The 24,105-nt window shown below is 62.9% G+C and carries 22 protein-coding genes and 1 pseudogene; 14 read left to right on the top strand and 9 right to left on the bottom strand.

Annotation, left to right across the window (positions count from 1 at the left end; all coding sequences use genetic code 11):
* Positions 1-3 precede the first annotated feature (3 nt).
* The gene (locus IG197_RS14820) at positions 4-552 is read right to left on the bottom strand and encodes a hemerythrin domain-containing protein (RefSeq protein ID WP_067955829.1); all 549 of its coding nucleotides are present in this window, start codon (positions 550-552) and stop codon (positions 4-6) included.
* Between the two features lie 83 nt (positions 553-635).
* Between IG197_RS14820 and ccoN the strand changes: the two genes are divergently transcribed.
* The 9 genes from ccoN (at position 636) to holA (ending at position 9,752) form a co-directional block, all read left to right on the top strand.
* Positions 636-2,252 carry a cytochrome-c oxidase, cbb3-type subunit I gene (gene ccoN / locus IG197_RS14815; protein ID WP_067955827.1) on the top strand — a complete coding sequence of 539 codons (1,617 nt, stop codon included), beginning with the start codon at positions 636-638 and terminating at the stop codon, positions 2,250-2,252.
* A 10-nt stretch (positions 2,253-2,262) separates the two neighbouring features.
* Positions 2,263-2,994, top strand: a complete 732-nt coding sequence (gene ccoO, locus IG197_RS14810; RefSeq protein WP_067955826.1) for a cytochrome-c oxidase, cbb3-type subunit II — start codon at positions 2,263-2,265, stop codon at positions 2,992-2,994.
* Between the two features lie 10 nt (positions 2,995-3,004).
* Entirely contained in the window at positions 3,005-3,154 is a 150-nt protein-coding gene (locus IG197_RS14805) for a CcoQ/FixQ family Cbb3-type cytochrome c oxidase assembly chaperone (RefSeq protein WP_067955824.1), read from the top strand.
* Between the two features lie 3 nt (positions 3,155-3,157).
* Positions 3,158-4,021 carry a cytochrome-c oxidase, cbb3-type subunit III gene (ccoP, locus tag IG197_RS14800; protein ID WP_192312871.1) on the top strand — a complete coding sequence of 288 codons (864 nt, stop codon included), beginning with the start codon at positions 3,158-3,160 and terminating at the stop codon, positions 4,019-4,021.
* Positions 4,022-4,192: 171 nt separating this feature from the next.
* The gene (gene ccoG, locus IG197_RS14795) at positions 4,193-5,749 is read left to right on the top strand and encodes a cytochrome c oxidase accessory protein CcoG (protein WP_192312868.1); all 1,557 of its coding nucleotides are present in this window, start codon (positions 4,193-4,195) and stop codon (positions 5,747-5,749) included.
* Positions 5,746-6,243 carry a FixH family protein gene (locus IG197_RS14790; protein ID WP_192312866.1) on the top strand — a complete coding sequence of 166 codons (498 nt, stop codon included), beginning with the start codon at positions 5,746-5,748 and terminating at the stop codon, positions 6,241-6,243. Before ccoG ends, IG197_RS14790 begins: the two co-directional genes overlap by 4 nt.
* Positions 6,240-8,513: a cation-translocating P-type ATPase gene (locus IG197_RS14785; protein WP_192312863.1), complete on the top strand. Its 2,274-nt coding sequence runs from the start codon at positions 6,240-6,242 to the stop codon at positions 8,511-8,513. Before IG197_RS14790 ends, IG197_RS14785 begins: the two co-directional genes overlap by 4 nt.
* Entirely contained in the window at positions 8,510-8,650 is a 141-nt protein-coding gene (gene ccoS, locus IG197_RS14780; RefSeq protein ID WP_067955816.1) for a cbb3-type cytochrome oxidase assembly protein CcoS, read from the top strand. The genes IG197_RS14785 and ccoS overlap by 4 nt, the downstream gene beginning before the upstream one ends.
* 52 nt (positions 8,651-8,702) lie before the next feature.
* Positions 8,703-9,752: a DNA polymerase III subunit delta gene (holA, locus tag IG197_RS14775; protein WP_192312861.1), complete on the top strand. Its 1,050-nt coding sequence runs from the start codon at positions 8,703-8,705 to the stop codon at positions 9,750-9,752.
* A gap of 130 nt (positions 9,753-9,882) precedes the next feature.
* Here the strand turns inward: holA and IG197_RS14770 are convergent, their stop codons facing one another.
* The 5 genes and pseudogenes from IG197_RS14770 to mnmE all read right to left on the bottom strand — a co-directional run bounded on the left by IG197_RS14770 (position 9,883) and on the right by mnmE (position 15,627).
* Positions 9,883-10,764: a ParB/RepB/Spo0J family partition protein gene (locus tag IG197_RS14770; RefSeq protein WP_192312858.1), complete on the bottom strand. Its 882-nt coding sequence runs from the start codon at positions 10,762-10,764 to the stop codon at positions 9,883-9,885.
* 33 nt (positions 10,765-10,797) lie between these two features.
* Positions 10,798-11,595 (bottom strand): ParA family protein, encoded by a 798-nt coding sequence (locus IG197_RS14765; protein WP_067955810.1) that lies wholly within the window; start codon positions 11,593-11,595, stop codon positions 10,798-10,800.
* Between the two features lie 39 nt (positions 11,596-11,634).
* Positions 11,635-12,267, bottom strand: a pseudogene (gene rsmG / locus IG197_RS14760) (16S rRNA (guanine(527)-N(7))-methyltransferase RsmG).
* Positions 12,264-14,138 (bottom strand): tRNA uridine-5-carboxymethylaminomethyl(34) synthesis enzyme MnmG, encoded by a 1,875-nt coding sequence (gene mnmG, locus IG197_RS14755; RefSeq protein WP_192312856.1) that lies wholly within the window; start codon positions 14,136-14,138, stop codon positions 12,264-12,266. The pseudogene rsmG and the gene mnmG overlap by 4 nt, the downstream one beginning before the upstream one ends.
* 169 nt (positions 14,139-14,307) lie before the next feature.
* Positions 14,308-15,627, bottom strand: a complete 1,320-nt coding sequence (gene mnmE, locus IG197_RS14750) for a tRNA uridine-5-carboxymethylaminomethyl(34) synthesis GTPase MnmE (RefSeq protein WP_192319767.1) — start codon at positions 15,625-15,627, stop codon at positions 14,308-14,310.
* A gap of 61 nt (positions 15,628-15,688) precedes the next feature.
* Between mnmE and IG197_RS14745 the strand changes: the two genes are divergently transcribed.
* Positions 15,689-17,707: a thioredoxin domain-containing protein gene (locus IG197_RS14745; RefSeq protein WP_192312854.1), complete on the top strand. Its 2,019-nt coding sequence runs from the start codon at positions 15,689-15,691 to the stop codon at positions 17,705-17,707.
* Between the two features lie 96 nt (positions 17,708-17,803).
* Here IG197_RS14745 and rho read toward each other — a convergent pair whose 3' ends face one another.
* From rho to hemE, 3 genes are all read right to left on the bottom strand, one after another.
* The gene (gene rho / locus IG197_RS14740; protein ID WP_018430513.1) at positions 17,804-19,069 is read right to left on the bottom strand and encodes a transcription termination factor Rho; all 1,266 of its coding nucleotides are present in this window, start codon (positions 19,067-19,069) and stop codon (positions 17,804-17,806) included.
* 161 nt (positions 19,070-19,230) lie between these two features.
* Entirely contained in the window at positions 19,231-19,770 is a 540-nt protein-coding gene (gene hemJ / locus IG197_RS14735; protein WP_182576039.1) for a protoporphyrinogen oxidase HemJ, read from the bottom strand.
* Positions 19,767-20,801: a uroporphyrinogen decarboxylase gene (gene hemE, locus IG197_RS14730; RefSeq protein WP_192312852.1), complete on the bottom strand. Its 1,035-nt coding sequence runs from the start codon at positions 20,799-20,801 to the stop codon at positions 19,767-19,769. Before hemE ends, hemJ begins: the two co-directional genes overlap by 4 nt.
* 400 nt (positions 20,802-21,201) lie before the next feature.
* Here hemE and IG197_RS14725 point away from each other — a divergent pair, with 400 nt between their 5' ends.
* Genes IG197_RS14725 through coaE form a run of 4 tightly spaced genes read left to right on the top strand, consistent with a single transcriptional unit; the run spans position 21,202 to position 24,094 of the window.
* A complete protein-coding gene (locus IG197_RS14725) occupies positions 21,202-22,023 on the top strand; it encodes a pyruvate, water dikinase regulatory protein (RefSeq protein ID WP_067955797.1) in 822 nt (273 codons plus the stop codon).
* 52 nt (positions 22,024-22,075) lie between these two features.
* A complete protein-coding gene (locus IG197_RS14720; protein ID WP_192312850.1) occupies positions 22,076-22,675 on the top strand; it encodes a Maf-like protein in 600 nt (199 codons plus the stop codon).
* Complete coding sequence (locus IG197_RS14715; RefSeq protein ID WP_192312848.1) at positions 22,668-23,507, top strand: shikimate dehydrogenase; 840 nt, start codon at positions 22,668-22,670, stop codon at positions 23,505-23,507. The genes IG197_RS14720 and IG197_RS14715 overlap by 8 nt, the downstream gene beginning before the upstream one ends.
* A complete protein-coding gene (gene coaE, locus IG197_RS14710) occupies positions 23,504-24,094 on the top strand; it encodes a dephospho-CoA kinase (protein WP_067955792.1) in 591 nt (196 codons plus the stop codon). Before IG197_RS14715 ends, coaE begins: the two co-directional genes overlap by 4 nt.
* Positions 24,095-24,105: the final 11 nt, after the last annotated feature.

Genomic DNA, 24,105 nt, shown 5'->3' with positions numbered 1-24,105 from the left:
CCGTCAACCGGCGGGCGCCAGAAGTGCCATGACATGGTCGCGCTCAAAAGCGACGTGCCGGCGCACCGCGCCGAAATAGCCTCGCAACATGAATCCCAGGGTTTCCGGACTGTCGGCCTCGCCCTGCCGCGCGGCAAAGCGCAAGGCGTCCCGCAACTCGGCGGCGTAGCCCTCATCCTCGAGATGTTCGTTCCTCAGTCGCTCGATGGTCTTGCCCGACTCGACGCTGTGGCCCAGACGCTGGCAAAAGCACGGAAAGATCCGCTGCTCCTCGAAGCGGTGGATTTTTGCCATTGTCGGCCCAAGCGCCCGCGCCGCCAGGATGCATTTTCTCCGGTCAAGCCCGTTGGGCAGTGAATCGGCAATCTCCTCAAGCCGGTCGCACAGCGCAAGTTCGGCGGTGTGGGCGCGCCGCATCACCTCGACGGCCTCGCGCTCAGCACCATCCTGCGATCCGGCTTGCCTGTCATTGAGCGCGATCATTACCCAGAGGTTCCCTTTTTGAGGCCAAGGCTGGGCCGACACGGCCGGCTTGACCTTGATCCAGATCAAGGCGCGAGCCGCCAATGTCATGGATGTGTCCGGTCTGGCGTCGGCAGAAACCGTCGGCGCGCGACCATAGTCGGGGATCGCTCATGAAATATGGAAACGAAATCGTCCTGCTGGCACTGGCGGCGTTCGCCGCCTTGCTGGGCGCCGCCTTCGCGCAGGATAGCCAGTTCGGCGCTCATATGTGGGTGCTGTTCTTCGCCCTTGCCGGTGGCGCCACCGTCCTGCTGCGCACCGGCAACTACGCACCGGCCGCTGCCGCGCCCGCGGACAGCTCGCCCTACATGGACGGGCCAATACGCTACGGCGTTATCGCCACCGTGTTCTGGGGCGTCACCGGCTTCCTGGTCGGCGTCGTCGTGGCGGCCCAGTTGGCATTCCCCGATCTCAACATCGAGCCCTGGCTGAACTTCGGCCGCCTGCGCCCGCTGCACACCTCGGCAGTGGTCTTCGCCTTCGGCGGCAACGCGCTGATCGCGACCTCGTTCTACGTCGTCCAGCGCACCTCGCGGGCGCGGCTCTTCGGCGGCAACCTCGCCTGGTACGTGTTCTGGGGCTATCAGTTGTTCATCGTCATGGCGGCGACCGGCTATCTGCTCGGCATCACCCAGAGCCGCGAATATGCCGAGCCCGAATGGTATGTCGACATCTTCCTGACCATTGTTTGGGTCGCCTATCTCGCCGTCTTCCTCGGCACCATCCTGAACCGCAAGGAGCCGCATATCTATGTGGCCAACTGGTTCTACCTCGCCTTCATCATCACCATCGCCATGCTGCACGTGGTCAACAACTTGGCGGTGCCGGCATCCTTCCTCGGCTCGAAGAGCTATTCGCTGTTCTCGGGCGTGCAGGATGCGCTGACCCAGTGGTGGTACGGCCACAACGCCGTCGGCTTCTTCCTCACCGCCGGCTTCCTCGGCATGATGTATTATTTCGTGCCCAAGCAGGTCGAACGCCCTGTCTATTCCTACCGGCTGTCGATCATCCATTTCTGGTCGCTGATCTTCCTCTACATCTGGGCCGGCCCGCACCACCTGCACTACACCGCCCTGCCCGACTGGGCGCAGACGCTCGGCATGGTGTTTTCGATCATGCTCTGGATGCCGTCCTGGGGCGGCATGATCAACGGCCTGATGACGCTGTCGGGCGCCTGGGACAAGATTCGCACCGATCCGATCGTCCGCATGATGGTGTTGGCCATCGCCTTCTACGGCATGTCGACCTTCGAGGGCCCCATGATGTCGATCAAGGCGGTCAACTCGCTCAGCCACTACACCGAATGGACCATCGGCCATGTCCACTCCGGCGCGCTTGGCTGGAACGGCATGATCACTTTCGGCGCCATCTACTTCCTGGTGCCGCGCCTGTGGGGTCGTGAGCGGCTCTATTCGCTGCGTTTGGTGACCTGGCACTTCTGGCTAGCGACCCTCGGCATCGTCGTCTACGCCGCGGTCATGTGGGTTGCCGGCATCAGCCAGGGCCTGATGTGGCGCGAGTATGACGAGCAGGGCTTCCTGGTCTACTCCTTCGCCGAAAGCGTCGCGGCCATGGCGCCCTATTACGTCGTCCGCACCATTGGCGGCCTGATGTATCTCGCCGGCGCGCTGGTCATGGCCTGGAACGTCTACATGACGATCCGCGGCCACCAGCGCCAGGAAGAGCCGATGCCCACCTCAGCCCCCGCCCTCCAGCCTGCGCAGTAAGGAGCCCGAAATGGCACTGCTCGACAAACACAAGACAATCGAGAAGAACGCGACGCTGCTTCTGGTCGGCACGCTTCTGGTCGTCAGCATCGGCGGCCTGGTCCAGATCACGCCGCTGTTCTACCTCGAGAACACGATCGAGAAGGTCGAGGGCATGCGGCCCTATTCGCCGCTGGAGCTCGCTGGCCGCAACATCTACATCCGCGAGGGCTGCTACACCTGCCACAGCCAGATGATCCGGCCATTCCGCGACGAGGTCGAGCGCTATGGCCACTACAGTCTGGCAGCGGAGTCGATGTACGACCATCCGTTCCAGTGGGGATCGAAGCGCACCGGCCCCGACCTCGCCCGCGTCGGCAATCGCTACTCCAACGAATGGCATGTCCAGCATCTGGTCGAGCCGCGCTCGGTGGTGCCGGAATCGGTCATGCCGAGTTACGCCTTCCTCAAGGAAACGCCCTTGGCGGTGAAGACCATCAGCTACGACCTGATCGCCAACCGTCGTGTCGGCGTACCCTACAGCGACGAGATGATCGCCAGCGCCGATGCCGACATCAAGGCGCAGGCCGATCCGAATGCCGACACGTCGGGCGTACTGGCGCGCTATCCCAAGGCCAAGCTCGGCGACTTCGACGGCGATCCGGCAGCGCTGACCGAGATGGATGCGCTGGTCGCCTATCTGCAGATGCTCGGGACGCTGGTCGACTTCTCGACCTACGACCCGGCCACCGGCTACCGCTAGGAGATATGCCATGGACTACACGACGTTGCGGCATTTCGCCGACAGCTGGGGACTGCTGGCGATGACCGTCTTCTTCATCGGCGCGGTTCTCTTCGCCCTTCGCCCCGGCGGCAAGCAGGCCGCCGAGCGCGCCGCGCAAATTCCGCTGAAGGAGGACTGATCTGTGGGCGACAAGCACATCGACGAACTGTCCGGCGTCGAAACGACAGGACATGAATGGGACGGCATCACCGAGCTCAACAACCCGATGCCACGCTGGTGGCTGTGGACTTTCTACGCCACAGTCGTCTGGGCGTTGGCCTACACCGTCGCCTACCCTGCCTGGCCGATGATCAGCTCGGCGACGACGGGCGTGCTCGGCTATTCCAGCCGGGCAGAGGTGAAGACCGAACTCGCCGCAGCCGAACAGGCCAAGAGCGCTTATGTCGAGGCGGTGAAGGCGAAGAACGTCCGCGAGATCCTGGCCGACGACAAGCTGCGCCAGTTCGCCACCGCTGCCGGCTCGGCCGCCTTCAAGGTCAACTGCATCCAGTGCCACGCCTCCGGAGCGCAAGGCTCGCCCGGCTTCCCCAACCTCAATGACGACGAATGGCTGTGGGGCGGCAGCATCGACCAGATCTACAAGACCATTGCGCATGGCGTCCGGTTCGATGGCGACGAGAACACCCATGCGTCCGAAATGCCGGCTTTCGCCGAGATTCTTGAGCCAAAGCAGGTCAACGAGGTCGCGGCCTATGTCGCGAGCCTGTCGGGCACGGCCGACACGCCGGAGCTGGTGCCTGCAGGCGCCAAGGTGTTCGCCGACAATTGTGCCGCCTGCCACGGCGACAACGCCAAGGGCAACAAGGAGATGGGCGCTCCCGACCTGTCCGACGCCATCGCGCTCTATGCCTCCGGCCAGGCCGCCATTGCCAGCCAAGTGCGCCATCCCAAGCATGGCGTGATGCCCGCCTGGGGCGCACGGCTTGGCGACGTCAACGTCAAGGAACTTGCGATCTTCGTCCATTCGCTCGGCGGCGGCGAATAACCCTCCATCGCCGGTGGGTGGTGGACGAAGGGCGGGGAAGAGGCCCGGCAGCGATGCCGGGCCTCTTTTTACGTTCGCTTGACCTGAATCAAGGCTGGCCGGTCACGGTCACGGCAAAAGCGAGATGAGACGCTGCCGAAGCAATGGCCTGGCGTCCAGCAGGAGACGAGAATGCTCGACGAGAGGCAGGTGGAGAGGCTCGAGGTCACGGCAGTCAACTCTGCCAAGACCCGCCAACCGCTCTACACCGCACGCCAGAAGGTGTTTCCCAAGCGGGCCTCGGGCCGGTTCCGCCAGTTCAAGTGGCTGGTGATGCTGGTCACGCTCGGCATCTATTATCTGACGCCATGGTTGCGTTGGGACCGTGGTCCCTATGCGCCCGACCAGGCCGTGCTGCTCGACATCGCCAACCGCCGCTTCTACTTCTTCGCCGTCGAGATCTGGCCGCAGGAATTCTTCTATGTCGCCGGCCTGCTGGTCATGGCCGGCATCGGGCTGTTCCTCGTCACCTCCACCGTCGGCCGCGCCTGGTGCGGCTACACCTGCCCGCAGACCGTCTGGGTCGACCTGTTCCTCGTCGTCGAGCGCGGCATCGAGGGCGACCGCAACGCCCGCATCAAGCTTGACAGCGCGCCATGGTCGTTTGCCAAGCTGTGGAAGCGCATGACCAAGCACGCCATCTGGCTTGTCATCGCAGTGGCCACCGGCGGCGCCTGGATCTTCTATTTCGCCGATGCCCCGACCCTGCTCGGCCAGTTCGTCACCGGCCAAGCTGAAGCCGTGGCCTACATCACCGTCGGCATCCTCACCGCCACGACCTATGCCTTCGGCGGGCTGATGCGCGAGCAGGTCTGCACCTATATGTGCCCATGGCCACGCATCCAGGCGGCGATGCTGGACGAGAACTCGCTGACCGTCACCTACAATGACTGGCGCGGCGAGCCGCGCTCGCGCCACGCCAAGAAGGCGGCAGCCGAGGGGCTTTCGGTCGGCGACTGTGTCGACTGCAACGCCTGTGTCGCGGTCTGCCCGATGGGTATCGACATCAGAGACGGCCAGCAGCTCGAATGCATCACTTGCGCGCTCTGCATCGACGCCTGCGACGGGGTCATGGACAAGATCGGCAAGGAGCGCGGCCTGATTTCCTACGCCACGCTCGCCGACTATCAGTCCAACATGGTGATCGCCACAGATCCTGCCACGCAGACTATCGACCCTGGGCGCGTGCGTGATGGCGAAGGCAAGCTCGACAAAGGCATTTCGCATTTCCACATCCGCAGGCTCTTCCGGCCGCGCACCTTCGTCTATGCCGGTGCGTGGAGCCTTGTCGGCCTTGGGCTGTTGATAGCGCTGCTCAGCCGCGATCGGCTCGACATCAACGTGCTGCAGGACCGCAACCCGCAATATGTCGTCCTGTCCGACGGCTCGATCCGCAACGGCTACACCGTCAAGCTGCTGAACATGGTGCCCGAACCTCGCAGCTTCGAGCTCAGCATCGAGGGCCTCCCCGGTGCGGTCATGAGCGTCGTCGGCATCGACCAGCAGGAGACGCGCTCGATCACCATCGACGCCGAGCCGGACAAGCTCAAGACCGTCAGGGTCTATGTCCGCCAGCCGCGCGACCAACTCAGCCAGGGACAGGGCTTCTCGTTCGTCGTCGCCGACAGGGCGGGCGCCGAACGAGATGTCTACGCCGCAAAGTTCAACGTTCCGGAGACCTTGAGATGAGCACGCGCGCCATTCAGCCGAGAGCATTCACCGGACGGCACATGCTGGCCATCATGGTTGCCTTTTTCGGCGTCATCATAACAGTCAATCTGCTCATGGCGACCTTTGCCAGGACGAGCTGGACCGGGCTCGTCGTCCAGAACACCTATGTCGCCAGCCAGCAGTTCAACGAGCGCGTCGCCGAGCAGCGTGCTCAGGCAGCGCTGGGCTGGAAGGGCAAGCTCACCATCGCCAATGGCGAGATCCACTACAGCTTGACCGATGCCGCCGGCGCTCCGGTCGCGATCGACAATGTGACCGCTTCCTTCCGCCGTCCGGCCTATGAAGCCGAAGACTGGCAGGTGTCCTTGCAGCGCGAAGCGGACGGCACGTTTTCCATCGCCACACCGCTGCGCGACGGCATCTGGATCGTCAGCACCGAAGCCTCGGTTACGAACCGCGAGCCCTATCGCGAAGCGCGCCGGATCGTCGTTTTCGATGGAGCGGAGAAATGAACTGCTGCGGTCCAGAAGCCGAATTTGCCCTCAGCTTCAAGCCGGTTGCCGCAAGCGGACCGCCGCGCGAAGAACTGCTGCTTGCCAGTCGCGCTCTGCCAGGCAGTGCCAGGCAGGTCGAACTTTCCGTGCCAGGCGTGCATTGCGGCGCCTGCATCGCCAATATCGAGGCCACGCTCGGCAAGCTCGACGGCGTCGAGCACGCACGCGTCAACCTGTCGACGAAGCGTGTTTCCGTGCGCTGGCGCGAGGACGCAGGCGTTCCCGCCATCTCGGAAGCCCTGGCGCGGCTCGGCTACGAAAGCCATCTTTTCGAGCAAGGGGCCGATGACAAGGACGAGACGCTGGCCGAACTCATCCGCGGGCTCGGCATTGCCGGCTTCGCCGCCGGTAACATCATGCTGCTGTCCGTGTCCGTCTGGTCCGGCGCGACGGATGCCACGCGCGACCTGTTCCACTGGATCTCCGCGCTGATCGCCCTGCCCGCGCTTGCCTTTTCCGGTCGCATCTTCTTCCGCTCGGCCTGGGGCGCATTGCGCAACCGCCGCACCAACATGGATGTGCCGATCTCCATCGGCATCCTGCTCGCCTTCGGCATGAGCCTCTACGACACAGCCAACAGCGGCCCGCATGCCTATTTCGACGCCTCGGCTTCGCTGCTGTTCTTTCTTTTGATCGGCCGTACGCTCGACCACGTCATGCGCGAGCGCGCCCGCGTCGCCGTCAAGGGTCTCGCCCGGCTTGCCGCCCGTGGCGCGACCGTGCTGCAGGCCGGCGGCGCCAACGCCTACCTTCCGGTCCAGGAGATCGAGCCGGGCATGCGGATCCTTCTCGCCGCCGGCGAGCGCGTGCCTGTCGACAGCAAGGTGATCAATGGCCGCTCGGAACTCGACTGCGCCATCGTCTCGGGCGAAAGCGTGCCTGTTGCGGTCGAGTCAGGTGCCGCCTTGCGTGCCGGTACACTCAACCTGACTGGAGCGCTGACAATCGAGGCAACGGCCAAGGCGCGGGATTCCTTCCTCGCCGAGATGGCGCGGTTGATGGAAGCCGCCGAAAGTGGCCGCGGCGGCTATCGCCGCATTGCCGATCGCGCCGCCGCACTCTACGCGCCCGTTCTCCACCTGACCGCCTTCCTGACCTTCGTCGCCTGGATGGTCGCCGACGGAAACTGGCACCAAGCTATCACCATCGCCATCGCCGTCCTCATCATCACCTGCCCCTGCGCGCTCGGTCTCGCCGTGCCGATCGTACAGGTTGCCGCCGCGCGACGCCTGTTCGAGAACGGCATCATGGTCAAGGACGGCGCCGCCATGGAACGTCTGGCCGAGATCGATACCGTCGTCTTCGACAAGACCGGCACGCTGACGCTTGGTAGACCGAGGCTGGTGAACGCCCACGAAATATCAGCCGAGACGCTCACTTTGGCAGCCGCGATCGCACTCCATTCGCGCCATCCGATCTCACGCGCCCTCTCCGAGACCCAGGCCGCTATGCCTGCCAAGGATTGGCACTTCGACAGCGTCGAGGAAATTCCGGGTTTCGGCCTGGAGGCGCGGCTGGGCGCGGACACCTACCGTCTGGGCCGCTCAGCCTGGGCGCTGGATGATGCCGCCTCGGCCGTTGGCACCGTCCTCTCAAAGAACGGCGCCGACCTCGCCGCCTTCGCCTTCGAGGACAGATTGCGGACCGGCGCCGTAACGGCAGTTGCAGATTTGCGCGCCAAGGGCCTCTCCGTCGAAATCCTCTCCGGCGACCGCTCGGAAGCCGTGACTGCCGTGGCCAAGGCTCTCGGTGTCGAAACCTTCTCCGCGGGCGTGCTGCCCAACGGCAAGGTGGAGCGTCTCGAGGCACTCAAGGCAGAAGGCCGCAAGGTGCTGATGGTCGGCGACGGGCTCAACGACGCGCCGGCGCTGGCCGCCGCCCATGTCTCGATCGCCCCTGCCGGTGCCGCCGACATTGGCCGCAGCGCCGCCGACTTCGTCTTCCTGCGCGAGGGCCTTTCTGCCATTCCACTGGCCTTGGCCGCCTCCTGCGAGGCCAACAAGTTGATCCGGCAGAACCTGGTGCTTGCCGTCATCTACAATGCCGTCGCCGTGCCGATCGCACTGTTGGGCTACGTCACCCCACTGGTGGCGGCCCTGGCGATGTCCGGCTCCTCGGTCATCGTGATCGCCAACGGACTGCGGCTCAGCGCCGGCAAACACAGCGCGGCAGAGGCTGCCATCAGACCGGCAAGACCCTTCCCAGCCAAGGAGGTCATGGCATCATGAGCGGTCTTCTCGTCCTCCTGCCCATCGCGCTGTTTCTCGGCGCCCTTGGCCTCGCGGCCTTCCTGTGGTCGCTGCGCAGTGGCCAGTATGAAGATATGGACGGCGCCGCCGAACGCATCCTGGTCGACGACGACTAGCCTGACGACAAAATGGCTGCGATCGGAGCCGGGCCTGTGCTAACAGGACGGCATGGCGCAGAAGAAAGCTCACGAAGTCGATTCCTGGCTGGCCCGGCCCGCTGCCGAAGCCGTCATCGTGTTGATCTACGGCCCCGACCGGGGCCTCGTTTCTGAGCGCGCTTCAGCCTTTGCCGCCAAGACCGGCCTGCCGCTCGATGATCCCTTCTCCGTCGTCAAGATTGACGCCGCCGATGTCGAGCGCGACAGCGGCCGTCTCGTCGATGAGGCCCGCACCGTGCCGATGTTTTCGCCGCGCCGGCTGATCTGGGTGCGCAACGCCGCTGCCCAGAAGAGCCTTGCCGACGACGTCAAGGCGCTGGCCGCCGACCCGCCGCGCGACGCCGTCATCCTGATCGAGGCGCAGGATCTCAAGAAGGGCGCGCCGTTGCGCACGATCGTCGAAGGCGCCTTTGCCGGCATGGCCCTGCCCTGCTACACCGACGAGGCGCGCGATATCGAAAGCGTCATCGACGAGGAACTGCGCACCGCCGGCCTGAACATGGCCATGGACGCCCGCAACGCACTGCGCCGCAGCCTCGGCGGCGACCGCCTTGCGACACGCGGCGAGATCCAGAAGCTGACACTCTATGCCATGGGCAAGGGCGAGATCTCGCTCGAAGACGTCAAGGACATGACTGGCGATGTCTCGGCATTGTCGCTGGACGACGCCATCGACGCAGCCCTTGGCGGCAACATCGCCGAGTTCGACGCCGCTTTCACCAAGCAGTGCCAGACCGGCAGCCAGGCGGCACAGCTTCTCGCGACCGCAACCCGCCACCTCCAGAACATTCATTTGATGCGCGGCGAGATGGAAAATGGCGGCCGCAACGCCTCGGCGGTCGTCGCCGCGGCACGCCCCCCGGTGTTCTTCTCCCGCCGCCGGGCCGTGGAAAAGACCTTATCGAGCTGGAGCGCGGCAGCGCTGACCCGCGCATTGACACGGCTGCAATCGACAACGCTGCAGACGCGGCGCCGGCCCGACCTTGCGGTTGCGCTGGCGCGCCAGGCGATGCTCGGCATCGCCGTCGAAGGCGCCCGCCTCTCCTCCGGCCGGCGCTAAAGAACGCCGTCGCACGTCTCGTTCTAATACAGTCCGAACGAAATCGGCTGCATGCCTTTCCCGGATTTGCTGCAAACGCAAAAACGCCGGCGCGAGGCCGACGTTTTCAGACAAGAGTCAATAGAATCAATCAGATATGCTCGCTCTTCAGGCGACGGCACAAGTCGTCAAGCTGTTCCAGCGAGCGGTAGCTGATGCGCAGCTCGCCGCCTTTTTCCTTGTGCGCGATCGAGATCTTCATGCCGACGACGTCGGTGAGAAGCTTCTCCAGCGCGATCGTGTCCGGATCCTTCTCGACAGGACGTGACGGCTGCTTTTCCAGCAGCGCATCGGCCGGAAGTTGCGCCAGCGCCTCGGCCTGGCGTACCGACAGGCCCTCATCGACGATCCGCTTGGCCAGGCCCGCCGGGTCGGCAGCCGTGATCAGTGCCCGGGCATGACCGGCCGACAGCTCGCCATTGACCAGCATGTCGCGCACAACGTCAGGCAGCTTCAGCAGCCGCAGCGTGTTGGCGACATGGCTGCGGCTCTTGCCGATGACCTGGCCGAGATCGGCCTGGGTATAGTTGTGATCGTCGATCAGCTGCTGGTAGCCCATTGCCTCTTCAATTGCATTAAGATCGGAGCGCTGGACGTTCTCGATAATGGCGAGCTCAAGCGCCGTGCGATCGTTGACGTCGCGAACGATGACCGGAATCTCGTTGACGCCGGCCCGCTGTGCTGCACGCCAGCGGCGCTCGCCGGCGATGATTTCATAGTGCCCGGCCTGCGCAGCTGGCCTGACGACGACTGGCTGGACCAGGCCGTGCTCGCGGATAGACTGCGCCAGGTCGGCAAGTTCGGCTTCGCCAAAATGGCGACGAGGGTTGCGCGGATTGGGGCTGACGAACTCGATCGGCACCCGGCCGTCGGCCGGCGCCGCCGGCTTTTCCGGGACCGCCGGCTTGTCCATCTCGCCGATGAGAGCAGCAAGTCCCCGGCCAAGGCGCTTTCTGGAAAGGTCTTCGTTCATGTCTAGTCCAGCTTGTTTCGAGTCCGAATCGATTTATGCGGCCCGGAGTTTACGTTCGCGCCTGATGACTTCCGAGGCGAGCTGCAGATAGGCTTGGCTGCCCGAGCATTTCAGGTCGTAGAGGATCGCCGGCTTGCCATAGGACGGCGCTTCCGAAATGCGCACGTTGCGTGGGATCACCGTGTCGTAGACCTTTTCTCCCATATGGGCGCGCACATCCTCGACCACCTGGTTGGCCAGATTGTTGCGACCATCGAACATGGTCAGCACGATGCCCTGGATCGTCAGCTCCGGATTGATCGAGCGGCGTACCTGATCCACCGTCTCAAGCAACTGGCTCAAGCCCTCGAGCGCAAAGAACTCGCACTGCAGCGGCACCAGGACGGAATCAGCCGCGGCCATCGAATTCAGCGTCAAGAGGTTGAGCGAAGGTGGGCAATCGATCAGTACGTAACTGTAGCCGGCCGCCCGCTCAGCCGATGCCCGCAAGGCATTGCGCAGCTTCAAGACGCGATCGGGCGCCGAGGCGATTTCCATTTCGATTCCAAGCAGATCGAGCGTCGACGGAATGATCGACAGACCCGGCACTGCCGTTTCCATCGCCGCCTGTTCTATCTCCAGCTCGCCGGTCAGCACGTCATAGGACGACACGCTGCGGTCCTTGCGATCGATGCCGAGGCCCGTGCTGGCATTGCCTTGCGGATCGAGGTCGATAATGAGCACGCGCTCGCCGATGGCGGCAAGGGCGGTCGCCAGATTGATGGCGGTCGTCGTCTTGCCGACGCCGCCTTTCTGATTGGCGACTGTGATGATTCTAGGTGTGGTTTTCATGGCTCGACTGCTGTTTTCCGTCTCGTCACAGCGCGGCAGCTAGGCGCGGCGCAGATTCCGAATCTCGAGAATGACTCCCTGGGCGTCGGTCAGGCTCTGGTGTTCTACCAGATCGAATCTCCACTGGTGAGCGCTATCTTCGATTTCCTGACGGTAATCCCGGCCTTTGTGGAAAAGCGCTGTGGTTCCCGCCTCCAACTATGGCCACGACAGCTCCAGGAGCAGCGGTAGTGGTGCCAAGGCTCGTGCACTCAATATCTCGGGCGACTTGATGAGCGCATGGACATCTTCGATGCGCTTCGAGTGCACTTTAGCCGGCAAGCTGAGCTCACCGACCACGGCCTGCAGGAAGCCGGTCTTCTTGCGATTGCTTTCCACCAGATCGATGGTCGCGCCTGGCCGTTCGGCGAGCATCGAACCGATGATCAGGCCTGGGAACCCGCCGCCCGACCCAATGTCGAGCCATTTCATTGCGGCGCCCCCAAGCTTCACGATCTGGGCGCTGTCAAGGATATGGCGCTCCCAAACGTCATTGAGCGTCGACGGCGCCACCAGATTGATGCGCTGTGCCCACTTTCGGAACACAGCCTCGAAGGCTTTCAGCTTAGCGAATGTTTCACGTGAAACGGGACCGGCCACTTCCTGCAACCGGGCATAGGCGTCATTGTTCAAGCGGCGCCCCTACGTGACTGAGCTTCTGAGTTGCGGACATGGGCCAGAATGATGGCCAGCGCTGCCGGCGTCATGCCATCGATACGCTGCGCCTCGGCCAATGAACGCGGCCGACGGACGCGCATCTTCTGCCGAAGCTCGTTGGAAAGGCCAGGAACCGACTCAAAATCAAGCGCTTCCGGGATCACCCTCTCCTCTTCCTTCAGCATCAACGCCGCGTCAGCCTTCTGGCGGTCAAGGTAGACGGCATATTTGGCTTCGGTTTCAATGGCTTCCGCCGTCTTGGCGTCAACCGACGCCAGCTCCGGCAAGATCTTAACAAGTTGCATGAACTGGATATTGGGATAAGCGAGTAGTTCGTAAAGCGACCGTTTCACACCGTCGAGATTGACCTCGATGCCATAACGGCGCGCCTCGTTGGGTGATAGCTTCAGCGATTGCGTCAGTTCGCGCGCGGCTGCTACGCGGCCCGTCATCTCGCCAAAACGCTTTTCCCGCTCGGCCGAAGCAATGCCCAGTTCCATGGCCAGGGGCGTCAAACGCTCGTCCGAATTGTCGGCCCGCAGTGAAAGCCGGAATTCCGCACGCGACGTGAACATGCGATATGGCTCGCTGATCCCACGGCTGGTCAGATCGTCGACCATGACGCCGATATACGCCTGTGTCCTGCTCAAGATCAGCTGCTCGCTGCCGCCGGCAAACCGCGCGGCGTTAAGCCCGGCAAGCAGGCCCTGTGCACCGGCCTCTTCATAACCCGTCGTGCCATTGATCTGTCCGGCAAGGAAAAGACCGCGAATACGCCTGGTCTCGAGCGTCGGCTCCAGCTCGCGCGGATCGATGTGGTCATACTCGATCGCATATCCCGGCTGCAGCATCACTGCCCGTTCCAGCCCAGGAATCGACTTCAGAATGTCGAGCTGCACGTCCTCCGGCAACGAGGTCGAGATACCGTTCGGGTAGACTGTGTGATCGTCGAGCCCTTCCGGCTCGAGGAAGATCTGATGGCCTTCCCGGTCGCCAAACTTGACGATCTTGTCCTCGATCGACGGGCAATAGCGCGGCCCGATGCCCTCAATCGACCCGGAATACATCGCCGATCGCCCAAGATTCTCGCGAATGATGCTGTGAGTGGCGTCGGTCGTCCGCGTGATGCCGCATTCGATCTGCGGATTGCGGATCCTATCGGTGAGCAGCGAAAAAGGAACCGGTTCCTCGTCGGCCGCCTGCGTTTCGAGCGAAGTCCAGTTAATGGTGCGGCCATCGAGCCGCGGCGGGGTCCCAGTCTTCAATCGGCCAAGGCGCAAGCCCGCCCGCTTCAGCGTCTCGGACAATCCCATCGAAGCCTGTTCGTTCATCCGGCCGGCCGGGAACTTGCGTTCGCCGATGTGGATCAGCCCACGCAGGAAGGTGCCTGTCGTGAGAACCACGGTGGCACAGGAAAGCGTTTGTCCATCGCCCAGCACAACACCGGTCAGGCGGTCGTTATCTATAATGAAATCAGATACTTCTGCCTCAACGACGGTGAGGTTCGGCTGTTCAGCGATCGCCTGCTGCATGGCCAGGCGATAGAGCTTGCGATCGGCCTGGGTGCGCGGCCCGCGCACCGCTGGGCCCTTGCGGCGGTTGAGAAGGCGGAACTGAATGCCAGCGGCATCGGCGACCCGACCCATGAGGCCGTCAAGTGCGTCGATCTCGCGGACGAGATGGCCTTTGCCCAGACCGCCAATGGCGGGGTTGCACGACATCACGCCGATCGTATCGCGACGAAGGGTGACGAGCGCGGTTTTTGCACCGGCCCGTGCGGCTGCCGAGGCCGCTTCGCAGCCCGCATGGCCTCCGCCCACCACGACGACGTCGTAGCTCTCACTCATCACAGTCTCCAGGAAACATTTGGCGAGACAGATGTCCTCATCTCCGCCTCATGTCAAGAGAATCGCCGCGGTGGTGGTTTCACGTGAAACAACTTGGCCGCGCGGCAGCGAGTCAATGCCGATGTTTCACGTGAATCCTTTGATTCCACCGCTTAATGTTTCACGTGAATCACTTGCCGATGCAGAACTGCGAGAAGATCACGTCGAGCAGGTCCTCGACATCGACGGCTCCAGACAGCTTGCCGATTCGGTCGCTCGCCAGGCGAAGGTTCTCCGCCTTCAGTTCCAGCAAAGTCTCCGGCGCAGCTAACGCGGCACGCAGATACTCGCTGGCGTCGTTCAGCAGTTCCACATGGCGCAACCGCGACGGCAGCACATCGCCACGCTGCCCGATCGCCGCCGCGGCGCGCGCGCCAATCAATTCGATCAACCCGTCGATACCTTCGCCATTCATCGTGGAAATGGCGAGGGCAAAGCTCGACCCGGCATCACCACCTTTGATGCGGTCCAGCTTGGTGCCAATTATGACTGCGGATGCATCGCCTGGCGGCGGCAGCTCGGTTGGCGCCGACATATCCTGCAGGAACAACACCAGGTCGGCGGCCTTCGCTCGTTCCTTCGCGCGTTCGATACCGATGGCTTCAACCTTGCCCGCAGGTTCGCGAAGCCCGGCCGTGTCGGTGATGCGCACCTTGAGGCCGCCGATATCGAGTGTTGCCTCAACGAGGTCGCGCGTCGTGCCGGGTTCGTCGGTGACAATTGCCGCCTCACGTCGGACCAGCGCATTGAGCAGGCTCGACTTGCCCGCATTCGGCGCACCGAGGATCACGACGTCGAAACCGTCACGGATCATCTCAGCCTTGCTGTAGCCATCGACATGTCGCCCGATGTCGGCGATCAGCTGGTGGACGTCGTCCCACACCTGAGCGGAAACCGAGCCTGGTACGTCCGATTCGTCGGCAAAATCCATCTCGGCCTCAATCATCGCCCGAGCGTGAATGAGCCGCTTGCGCCAAGTGAGATATAGCTCGCTTTGCGCACCGCCGGAGTTCATCATGGCAAACTGACGCTGCGCCTCAGTCTCGGAGTTGATGAGATCGGCAAGCGCTTCAGCTTCCAGAAGGTCCATCTTGCCGTTGAGGAATGCCCGCCGGGTGAATTCTCCCGCCTCGGCCTGCCTGAAACCCGGCAGCTTTCCGAGCTCCGCGAGCAGTGCCGTGACCACAGCCCGGCCGCCGTGCACATGGAATTCACCACAATCCTCCCCCGTGAAGCTATGCGGCCCGGGAAAAAACAAGGTCAGCGCCTGGTCGAGTTTCCGCCCGTCCACTGCACACAGTGGTCCAAAATGCGCGCGACGTGGTTGCGGCAGGCTACCTGCAATCGTTTCGAGAGCGAATCGGACATGTGGACCTGAAATCCTGACGATCGCGACACCGGACGGCAGGTGACCGCTGGACAAAGCGGCGATCGAATCGGTGAATAGCATTTGCCGGTCTCTTGGAAGCGCCCTAGGTTGACGCCTCATATCACTGTTTTGGGCTTGCCACATGCTTCCGCACGAAAACCTGCTTCGAGACGAAGGTAGCCCGTACCTTCGCCAGCATGGCGACAACCCGGTGCATTGGCGCCCGTGGTCGCCCGCGGCGTTGGCAGAAGCGGTGCGGCTCGACCGGCCGATCCTGCTTTCGGTCGGTTATGCCGCCTGCCACTGGTGCCACGTCATGGCGCATGAAAGCTTCGAGAACGCCGAAGTCGCCGAAGTCATGAACAGACTCTTCGTCAACATCAAGGTCGACCGCGAGGAACGGCCGGATATCGACCAGATCTACATGGCGGCGCTCGCCAGCATGGGCGAACAAGGTGGCTGGCCACTGACGATGTTCCTGACCCCCGATGCCAAGCCCTTCTGGGGCGGGACCTATTTTCCGCGCGAGGCGAGGTATGGACGGCCGGGGTTCATCCAGGTGCTCAGTGCTGTCGACGCCGCCTGGCGCGGCAAGCGCGCCAGCATCCTGCAGAGCGCGGGTGAGCTTGCCCAACATGTCGGCAAGCGCCTCGGCGGCAGCAGCCCGCGCTCCGCGATCTCGACCGATACGGCCAGGACGTTGGCGTCCGGCATCTACGATTTGCTTGACCGCGATCTGGGTGGGCTTCGCGGCGCCCCAAAGTTCCCGAATGCGCCTTTCATGCAGACCTTGTTGCTGTCCTGGCTGCGCTCCGGCAATGAGCAGCATCGTGATGCAATGACGGAAAGCATGGCGCATATGCTCGCTGGCGGCATCTACGACCATGTCGGCGGCGGGCTGGCGCGCTATTCGACCGACGCGCAATGGCTGGTGCCGCATTTCGAAAAGATGCTCTACGACAACGCCCAGCTGATACGCCAAGCGAACTGGGCTTATGCCGCCACAGGAAATGAACTGTTTCGGATACGAATCGAACACACGATCGACTGGCTGTTGCGCGAGATGCAACTGCCCGACGGAACCTTCGCTTCCAGCCTCGATGCCGACAGCGAGGGTGAAGAAGGGCTGTTCTACACCTGGACGGGGCAACACATAGCCGACGCGCTTGGAGATGATTCATCTATATTTTTCAAATACTTCACGATCAGTAAGCCAGACGCCTGGGAAGGCGACCCGATCATCCACCAGAACGCGGCCCAGAGTGCCCAGGCCATCGAAGATCGTGCGCTGGTTTCAGGCCTGACGAAACGCCTGCTGACTAAACGAGAACAGCGCATTCGCCCCGCCCGCGATGACAAGGCGCTCACGGATTGGAACGGCTTGGCCATCGTCGCGCTGGCAGAAGCCGGGCGAAGCCTTGGAAGAAGCGACTGGGTGGCTGTCGCGGCAGGTGCTTTCGGCGCGATTCTGGCGTCAGCAACAGCTGAAGGCCGACTGCCGCATTCAAGTCTGGGCGAAAAGCGGCTCCATCCCGCGCTGTCGAGCGACTACGCGGCGATGGTCAACGCCGCCATCTCCCTGTTCGAGGCAACAAGGGATGCGCGATATCTCGAGCACGGTGCTCGTTTCGTGAACATGCTCGATAACTGGCACGCGGATGCCGACAGAACCGGGCACTATCTCACCGCATCCGACAGCGCCGACGTGCCGATGCGCATTCGCGGCGACATCGACGAAGCCATTCCTTCGGCAACCAGCCAGATCATCGAGGCTGTTGTGCGCCTGGCCAACATCACGGGCGACATTGAACTGCAGCGACGCGCCTGGACAATCGCCGAACACGCCGCCGGCCGCATCCAGAACCAGCAATATGGCCAGGCCGGAATCGTGAACGCCTGTATCCTGGCAATTGAACCATCAAAGCTGATTGTCGTCGAGGATCCAGAGCGGCCAGCGCTTGTTTCGGTAGCGAATCGGAATCCGGATCCGCGCCGCGTCGACATCTTCCTGGCTCTCGGTGAGGACACGGCGCGGGCGAAACTGCCGGGCGACATCCTTCCCGATACGAAAAAGGCCGGCGCATATCTCTGCACCGGCCTCATCTGTCTGCCCGTGATCAGCGATCCGGCGAAGCTTGAAGACGCGCTTCGTCGTCGCTGACCGATCGGAGCGCCGTGCGTCGCCGCCCAAGAGGCGCTCCAAACCTGAGTTTCCGCATCTGTCCCGAAGATCGCTTACGATTTTCGGGCTGACGCGTCAGGTGTTCATCGAATCGAAGAAATCGGCATTGGTCTTGGTCTGCTTGAGCTTGTCGATGAGGAACTCGATTGCATCGGTCGTTCCCATCGGTGCCAGAATGCGGCGCAGCACGAAAATCTTCTGCAGATCCTGACGCTGGACCAACAGGTCCTCCTTGCGCGTGCCCGACTTGAGGATGTCCATCGCCGGATAGATGCGCTTGTCGGCGACCTTGCGGTCGAGCACGATTTCCGAGTTGCCGGTACCCTTGAACTCTTCGAAGATGACTTCGTCCATGCGGCTGCCGGTATCGATCAGCGCTGTAGCGATGATGGTCAGCGAACCACCCTCTTCGATGTTACGGGCGGCACCGAAGAAGCGCTTCGGCCGCTGCAGTGCATTGGCGTCGACACCACCGGTCAGAACCTTGCCGGATGACGGCACGACGGTGTTGTAGGCGCGGCCGAGACGGGTGATCGAATCGAGCAGGATGACGACGTCGCGGCCATGTTCGACAAGGCGCTTGGCCTTCTCGATGACCATTTCGGCGACCTGGACGTGACGGACAGCCGGTTCGTCGAAGGTCGAGGACACGACCTCGCCCTTCACCGAGCGCTGCATGTCGGTCACTTCTTCCGGACGCTCGTCGATCAGAAGCACGATCAGATAGCATTCGGGATGATTGGTGGTGATCGAGTGCGCAATGTTCTGTAGCAGCACGGTCTTGCCGGTACGCGGCTGCGCCACGATCAGGGCGCGCTGACCCTTGCCGAGTGGCGCCACCAGGTCGATGACGCGGGGCGAAATGTCCTTGGTGGTCGGGTTTTCGACTTCCATCTTGAGCCGCGAGGTCGGGTACAGCGGCGTCAGATTGTCGAAATGAATCTTGTGACGGATCTTTTCGGGATCGTCGAAATTGATGGTGTTGACCTTGAGCAGCGCGAAATAACGCTCGCCTTCCTTGGGGCTGCGGATCGGGCCTTCGACCGTATCGCCGGTCTTCAGCGAGAAGCGGCGGATCTGCGAGGGCGAGATATAGATATCGTCCGGACCCGGAAGGTAATTGGCGTTGGCCGACCGCAGGAAGCCGAAGCCGTCCTGGAGCACCTCGACGACGCCGTCGCCAATGATCTCGATGTCCTGCGCCGCCAACTTCTTGAGGATCGCGAACATCAGCTCCTGCTTGCGCATGACGCTGGCATTTTCGACTTCAAGCGACTCAGCGAACGCGATCAGGTCGGTCGGCTTCTTGTTCTTGAAATCCTGTAGTTTCATTTCCTGCATGGACGGACTCTGAGCGTGGGGAGGTTGGCTATCGGCATTTTGCGATAAGCGCCGGGCGCGGCCAGGGAATGAAAATGGGGCGGCGCATGGCGGGAAGGAAGAACAGCCTTTTAGCCCTCCCGAAACGAAAGAGCAAGGCGCAGTCGAGCAAATTTAGGAACTCAAAACGGCTTTACAACCACCAGTATGACAATGACGATCATCAGCAACGTCGGGATTTCATTGACGATGCGCCAATGCCGCGACGGCTTTTCGTTGCGGTCCTCGGCAAAGCGCCGGACCGACGCCGAGAGATAGCCGTGCACGCCCGAAAGCAGCAGCACCGCAACCAGTTTGGCGTGCAGCCAGCCACCGGCGAAGTCGAAACCCTTCCAGGCCAGCCACAGGCCGAAAACCCAGGTGACGATCATCGCCGGATTGATGATGGCGCGCAGCAGGCGGCGTTCCATCACCTTGAAGGTCTCGGATTGCACCGACCCCTTCTCCGCATCGACATGATAGACGAACAGCCGCGGCAGATAGAGCATGCCGGCCATCCACGAAATCACGGCAATGACATGGATCGCCTTGGCCCAGGGATAGAAGCTGTCAGGTGCGGCAAGGAAAAGCAAAGCCGTCAACGCAACCAGCACGATGATGGCAGCGACCGCTCGCTTGGCCGCCGTCGCACCACTCGACGGTCCGACATTCTGGCCGCTCATTGGCCTGTTGCCTTTCGCACCTGCCGCACCATCTCCTCGACATGGGCCACCGGCGTCTCGGGCGTGATGCCGTGGCCGAGATTGAAGATCAGCGGACCAGTGCCCAGCGCCTCAAGGATGGCATCCACGCCCTCTTCCAGAGCCTTGCCGCCGACAACGAGCCTGAGAGGGTCGAGATTGCCCTGTACGGCTCCCCCGGCCTGCAGGCGCTGCGCCTGGCTCAGCGGTACCGTCCAGTCGAGGCCAAGACCGGTGACGCCGGTGCGCTGCCTGTAGCTGTCGAGCTGGACACCTGCGCCCTTCGGGAAGCCGATGATCGGAACGTCCGGATAGACGGCGCGCACCTTGCGCACAATCTCGGCCACCGGCTTGACGCAGTAGGCCTCGAAAGTCGCCTCGTCGAGCACGCCCGACCAGGAATCGAATATCTGCACGACATCGGCGCCGGCTTCGATCTGGCGAATGAGATAGGCGGCCGAATGGTCGGCGAGAACCTGCAGCAGCTGCGCCATCGCTGCCGGCTCGCGATAGGCAAACAGCCGCGCCGGCGCCTGGTCCGGCGTGCCGTGTCCGGCGATCATGTAGGTGGCGACGGTCCACGGCGCGCCACAGAAGCCGATAAGCGTCGTCTTCTCCGGCAATTCGCGGCGCAGACGGCGCACGGTTTCGTAGACCGGTTCGAGATTCACGTGAAACTTTTCGCCATCGAGTGCTGCGACACCGTCGGCTGTGATCGGCGTCATCAGCGGCCCACGGCCCTCCTCGAAACGCAGGTCGCGCCCAAGCGCGTGCGGAACGACAAGAATGTCGGAGAACAGGATCGAGGCATCGAAGTCGAAGCGCCGGATCGGCTGCAGAGTTACCTCGACGGCGAAGTCGGGATTGTAGCAGAGGTCCAGGAAGCTCCCGGCCCTCTTCCGGCTCTCGCGATATTCCGGGAGATAACGGCCTGCCTGGCGCATCATCCAGAGCGGCGGAACCTCCAGGCTCTCGCCTTTCAGGACTTGGAGCAGGGCGCGTTTCACGGGCATCCGGTCTGCCTTTCCTAGAGCCTTCTATAAACAAAAATTTATTCTGAAGGATTCTTCTAATTCTTAGAGTCTGTTGGAATCGAGAATTCCGACCTGTCCATAGGCAGCCTCGGATATCCACTTGTCATAGTGACGCGCGGCCGTTTTCGCCAGCGGGGAAAACTTCGGGCAGCAAGCGGATTCGTCGATTTGAATCAGGAATCTAGCCGAGCGCATCGCAGGTGCTGATTCTGTGGACAGCCGGGGACTAAAAAACTATCCCCACAATACTCCCCGTCGCTGAATCGAAACAGACAGCGGGGCGAATTGTGGACAAGTCGGCATCTGATACAGTCGCGCCGACCGCTTCGGGCCGAACTGCCCGTTTATCCACATTTGACCACAGACCCAGGCGCCCGCTGTGAACAAACCCCAGAGCTTCTTCCATCTGCACCTGATTTCCGACGCCACCGGCGAGACTCTGCTGGCGGCGGGGCGCGCGGCTTCGGCGCAGTACAAGGATGCGCGCGCGATCGAGCACATCTACCCGCTGATCCGCACCGAAAAGCAGCTGATGAAGGTGTTCGACGACATCGAGGAAGAGCCGGGCATCGTGCTCTATACAGTGGTCGACCAGCACCTGGCCGGCATCATCGACAGCCGCTGCGCCTCGATGGGCTTGCCTTGTGTCTCGGTGCTCGAACCGGTGCTGTCGGTGTTCCAGTCCTATCTTGGTGCGCCGGCCGGCCGCCGGGTTGGTGCCCAGCATGTGCTCGACGCCGAATATTTCCGCCGCATCGATGCGCTCAACTTCACCATGGAGCATGATGACGGCCAGCTGCCTGCTGACATGGAGCAGGCTGATGTCGTGCTGATCGGCATATCCAGGACGTCAAAGACCCCGACGAGCATCTATCTCGCCAATCGCGGCATCAAGACCGCCAACATCCCGATCGTCCTCGGCGTGCCGGTACCCGACAGCCTGGTCAAGGCGGAGAAGCCGTTGGTCGTCGGCCTGATCGCCACCGCCGAGCGCATCTCGCATGTGCGCCAGAACCGAATCCTCGGCACGACGATGGCTTTTGATGCCCAGGAATATATCGACCGCGCCTCGATCACCGAGGAACTGGCTTATGCGCGCAAGATCTGCACCAAGCACAACTGGCCGATGATCGATGTCAGCCGCCGCTCGATCGAGGAAACGGCGGCCGCGATCGTTGCCCTGCGCAACAAGAGCCGCTAGGACCAAAAACACCCAACAACGCCGCCGCGCGGTTCGTTTTCAGGTAAAGCCAGTGACCGAAAAACTCATCCTTGCTTCCGGAAGCCCCTTCCGCAAAGCCATGCTCGAAAATGCCGGCGTTCCAGTCGACGCAATCCCGGCCGACCTCGACGAACGGGCGCTGGAAGCGCCGCTGGCCGAAAGCGGTGCAACGCCCGAGGAGGTCGCCCTCGTCCTGGCCGAAGCCAAAGCGGTTGCCGTCAGTGAGGAGCATCCCGGCCGGCTGGTGCTTGGCTGTGACCAGACGCTGTCGCTCGGCGGCGAAGTGTTCCACAAACCTGACGACATGGAAGGCGCCCGCCGCCATCTGCTCAAGCTGTCCGGCAAGACCCATCAGCTCAACAGCGCCGTGGTGCTGGTGCGCGACGGCGAAACCTTGTGGCGTCACGTGGCGATTGCCTCGCTGACCATGCGCGCGCTCGATCCGGCCTTCATCGGCCGCCACCTCGCCCGTGTCGGCAAGAAGGCGCTGTCGAGCGTCGGCGCCTACCAGATCGAAGGCGAAGGTATCCAGCTGTTCGACAAGGTCGAGGGCGACCACTTCACCATCGTCGGCCTGCCGCTGTTGCCGGTACTCAAGGAATTGCGTCAGCTCGGGGCCATCGATGGCTGAGTTGAAGGCGTTCGTCTGCGGCCATCCGATCGCGCATTCGCGCTCGCCGAAAATCCACGGTCATTGGCTGAAGCGTTACGACATTGACGGCAGCTACACCGCGATCGATGTTGCGCCCGGGGATTTCGGAGCCTTCATCGGCGGCCTTTCCGCGGCTGGGTTGCGTGGTGGCAACGTCACCATCCCGCACAAGGAAGCTGCTTTCGCTGCGGTCCAACGCCGCGACGAGGCCGCCGAGCAGATTGGTGCGGTCAACACCGTGTGGCTGGAGGACGGGGTGCTGTGGGGCGGCAATACAGATGCCTATGGATTTGCCGCCAATCTCGACCATCTTTCGCCGGGTTGGGCTTCGACTGGTGACGTCGCCGTGGTCCTGGGCGCCGGCGGCGCTTCGCGGGCGATCATCCACGCGCTCAAGCAGCGCGGTTTCACCAACATCCGCGTCGTCAACCGCACTGTTGCACGTGCGGTGGAACTTGCCGACCAGTTCGGCGATGGCATCAGTGCGCATCCGCAGGCGGCAACCGCGGAGCTGCTTGGCGATGCGTCGCTGCTGGTCAACACCACAGCGCTTGGCATGCATGGCAATGAGGGCCTGCCCGCCGACCCATCCACCCTGCCCGACCACGCCATCGTCACCGACATCGTCTATGTGCCGCTCGAAACCCCGCTGCTTGCGGCTGCCAGGGCGCGCGGACTGAAGACTGTCGACGGGCTCGGCATGCTGCTGCACCAGGCGGTCCCGGGTTTCGAGCGCTGGTTCGGCCGCCGGCCGGAAGTGACAGCCGAGCTGCGCAAACTCATCGTCGCCGACCTGGACGCCAAGACATGATCGTTCTCGGCCTGACCGGGTCCATCGGCATGGGCAAGTCTACGACGGCGAAAATGTTCGCGGACGCAGGCGTTCCGGTTCACGATTCCGACGAGGCGGTGCATCGCCTCTATGCTGGTCTGGCGGCCCCTTTGATCGAAGCTGCCTTCCCGGGCACGGTGAAGGGCGGTGTCGTCGATCGCGCCGAGCTGTCCCGCCATGTACTGGGCGACGCGGTGGCGCTGAAGAAGCTCGAGAGCATCATCCATCCGCTGGTCCGCACTGATGCCAACGCGTTCCTCGAACGCAACCGCGCCGCCGGCGCGCCGATCGCCGTCCTCGACATCCCGCTTCTGTTCGAGACCAATGGCCGGGGCCGGGTCGACAAGGTGGTGGTGGTCACCGCGCCTGCCGATGTGCAGCGTAAGCGCGTGCTGGCGCGCCCTGGCATGAGCGAGCAGAAATTCGAGGCGATCCATGCCAAGCAGGTTCCCGACGCCGAAAAGCGCAAGCTTGCCGACTACATCGTCGACACCGGCAACGGCCTGGAGCCGGCGCGGGCCGCGGTTCAGGCCATCATCGCCGAATTGACGGTGGGAAAGCCCTAGACAGGCGAATC

Origin of the sequence: Aminobacter sp. SR38, from assembly GCF_014843375.1 — a bacterium.
Classification (GTDB): domain Bacteria; phylum Pseudomonadota; class Alphaproteobacteria; order Rhizobiales; family Rhizobiaceae; genus Aminobacter; species Aminobacter ciceronei.
This window is presented reverse-complemented; position numbering and strand designations above follow the sequence as displayed.

What these genes read in the sequence shown, in the direction of transcription:
- hemE (WP_192312852.1), bottom strand. Translation starts at nt 20,801, where the DNA reads ATGCCCGTGAAACGCGCCCTGCTCCAAGTCCTGAAAGGCGAGAGCCTG.
- IG197_RS14790 (WP_192312866.1), top strand. Translation starts at nt 5,746, where the DNA reads ATGAGCACGCGCGCCATTCAGCCGAGAGCATTCACCGGACGGCACATG.
- IG197_RS14770 (WP_192312858.1), bottom strand. Translation starts at nt 10,764, where the DNA reads ATGAACGAAGACCTTTCCAGAAAGCGCCTTGGCCGGGGACTTGCTGCT.
- ccoN (WP_067955827.1), top strand. Translation starts at nt 636, where the DNA reads ATGAAATATGGAAACGAAATCGTCCTGCTGGCACTGGCGGCGTTCGCC.
- mnmE (WP_192319767.1), bottom strand. Translation starts at nt 15,627, where the DNA reads ATGCTATTCACCGATTCGATCGCCGCTTTGTCCAGCGGTCACCTGCCG.
- holA (WP_192312861.1), top strand. Translation starts at nt 8,703, where the DNA reads ATGGCGCAGAAGAAAGCTCACGAAGTCGATTCCTGGCTGGCCCGGCCC.
- hemJ (WP_182576039.1), bottom strand. Translation starts at nt 19,770, where the DNA reads ATGAGCGGCCAGAATGTCGGACCGTCGAGTGGTGCGACGGCGGCCAAG.
- IG197_RS14785 (WP_192312863.1), top strand. Translation starts at nt 6,240, where the DNA reads ATGAACTGCTGCGGTCCAGAAGCCGAATTTGCCCTCAGCTTCAAGCCG.
- coaE (WP_067955792.1), top strand. Translation starts at nt 23,504, where the DNA reads ATGATCGTTCTCGGCCTGACCGGGTCCATCGGCATGGGCAAGTCTACG.
- ccoS (WP_067955816.1), top strand. Translation starts at nt 8,510, where the DNA reads ATGAGCGGTCTTCTCGTCCTCCTGCCCATCGCGCTGTTTCTCGGCGCC.
- IG197_RS14715 (WP_192312848.1), top strand. Translation starts at nt 22,668, where the DNA reads ATGGCTGAGTTGAAGGCGTTCGTCTGCGGCCATCCGATCGCGCATTCG.
- IG197_RS14805 (WP_067955824.1), top strand. Translation starts at nt 3,005, where the DNA reads ATGGACTACACGACGTTGCGGCATTTCGCCGACAGCTGGGGACTGCTG.
- rho (WP_018430513.1), bottom strand. Translation starts at nt 19,069, where the DNA reads ATGCAGGAAATGAAACTACAGGATTTCAAGAACAAGAAGCCGACCGAC.
- ccoO (WP_067955826.1), top strand. Translation starts at nt 2,263, where the DNA reads ATGGCACTGCTCGACAAACACAAGACAATCGAGAAGAACGCGACGCTG.
- IG197_RS14745 (WP_192312854.1), top strand. Translation starts at nt 15,689, where the DNA reads ATGCTTCCGCACGAAAACCTGCTTCGAGACGAAGGTAGCCCGTACCTT.
- IG197_RS14765 (WP_067955810.1), bottom strand. Translation starts at nt 11,595, where the DNA reads ATGAAAACCACACCTAGAATCATCACAGTCGCCAATCAGAAAGGCGGC.
- ccoG (WP_192312868.1), top strand. Translation starts at nt 4,193, where the DNA reads ATGCTCGACGAGAGGCAGGTGGAGAGGCTCGAGGTCACGGCAGTCAAC.
- mnmG (WP_192312856.1), bottom strand. Translation starts at nt 14,138, where the DNA reads ATGAGTGAGAGCTACGACGTCGTCGTGGTGGGCGGAGGCCATGCGGGC.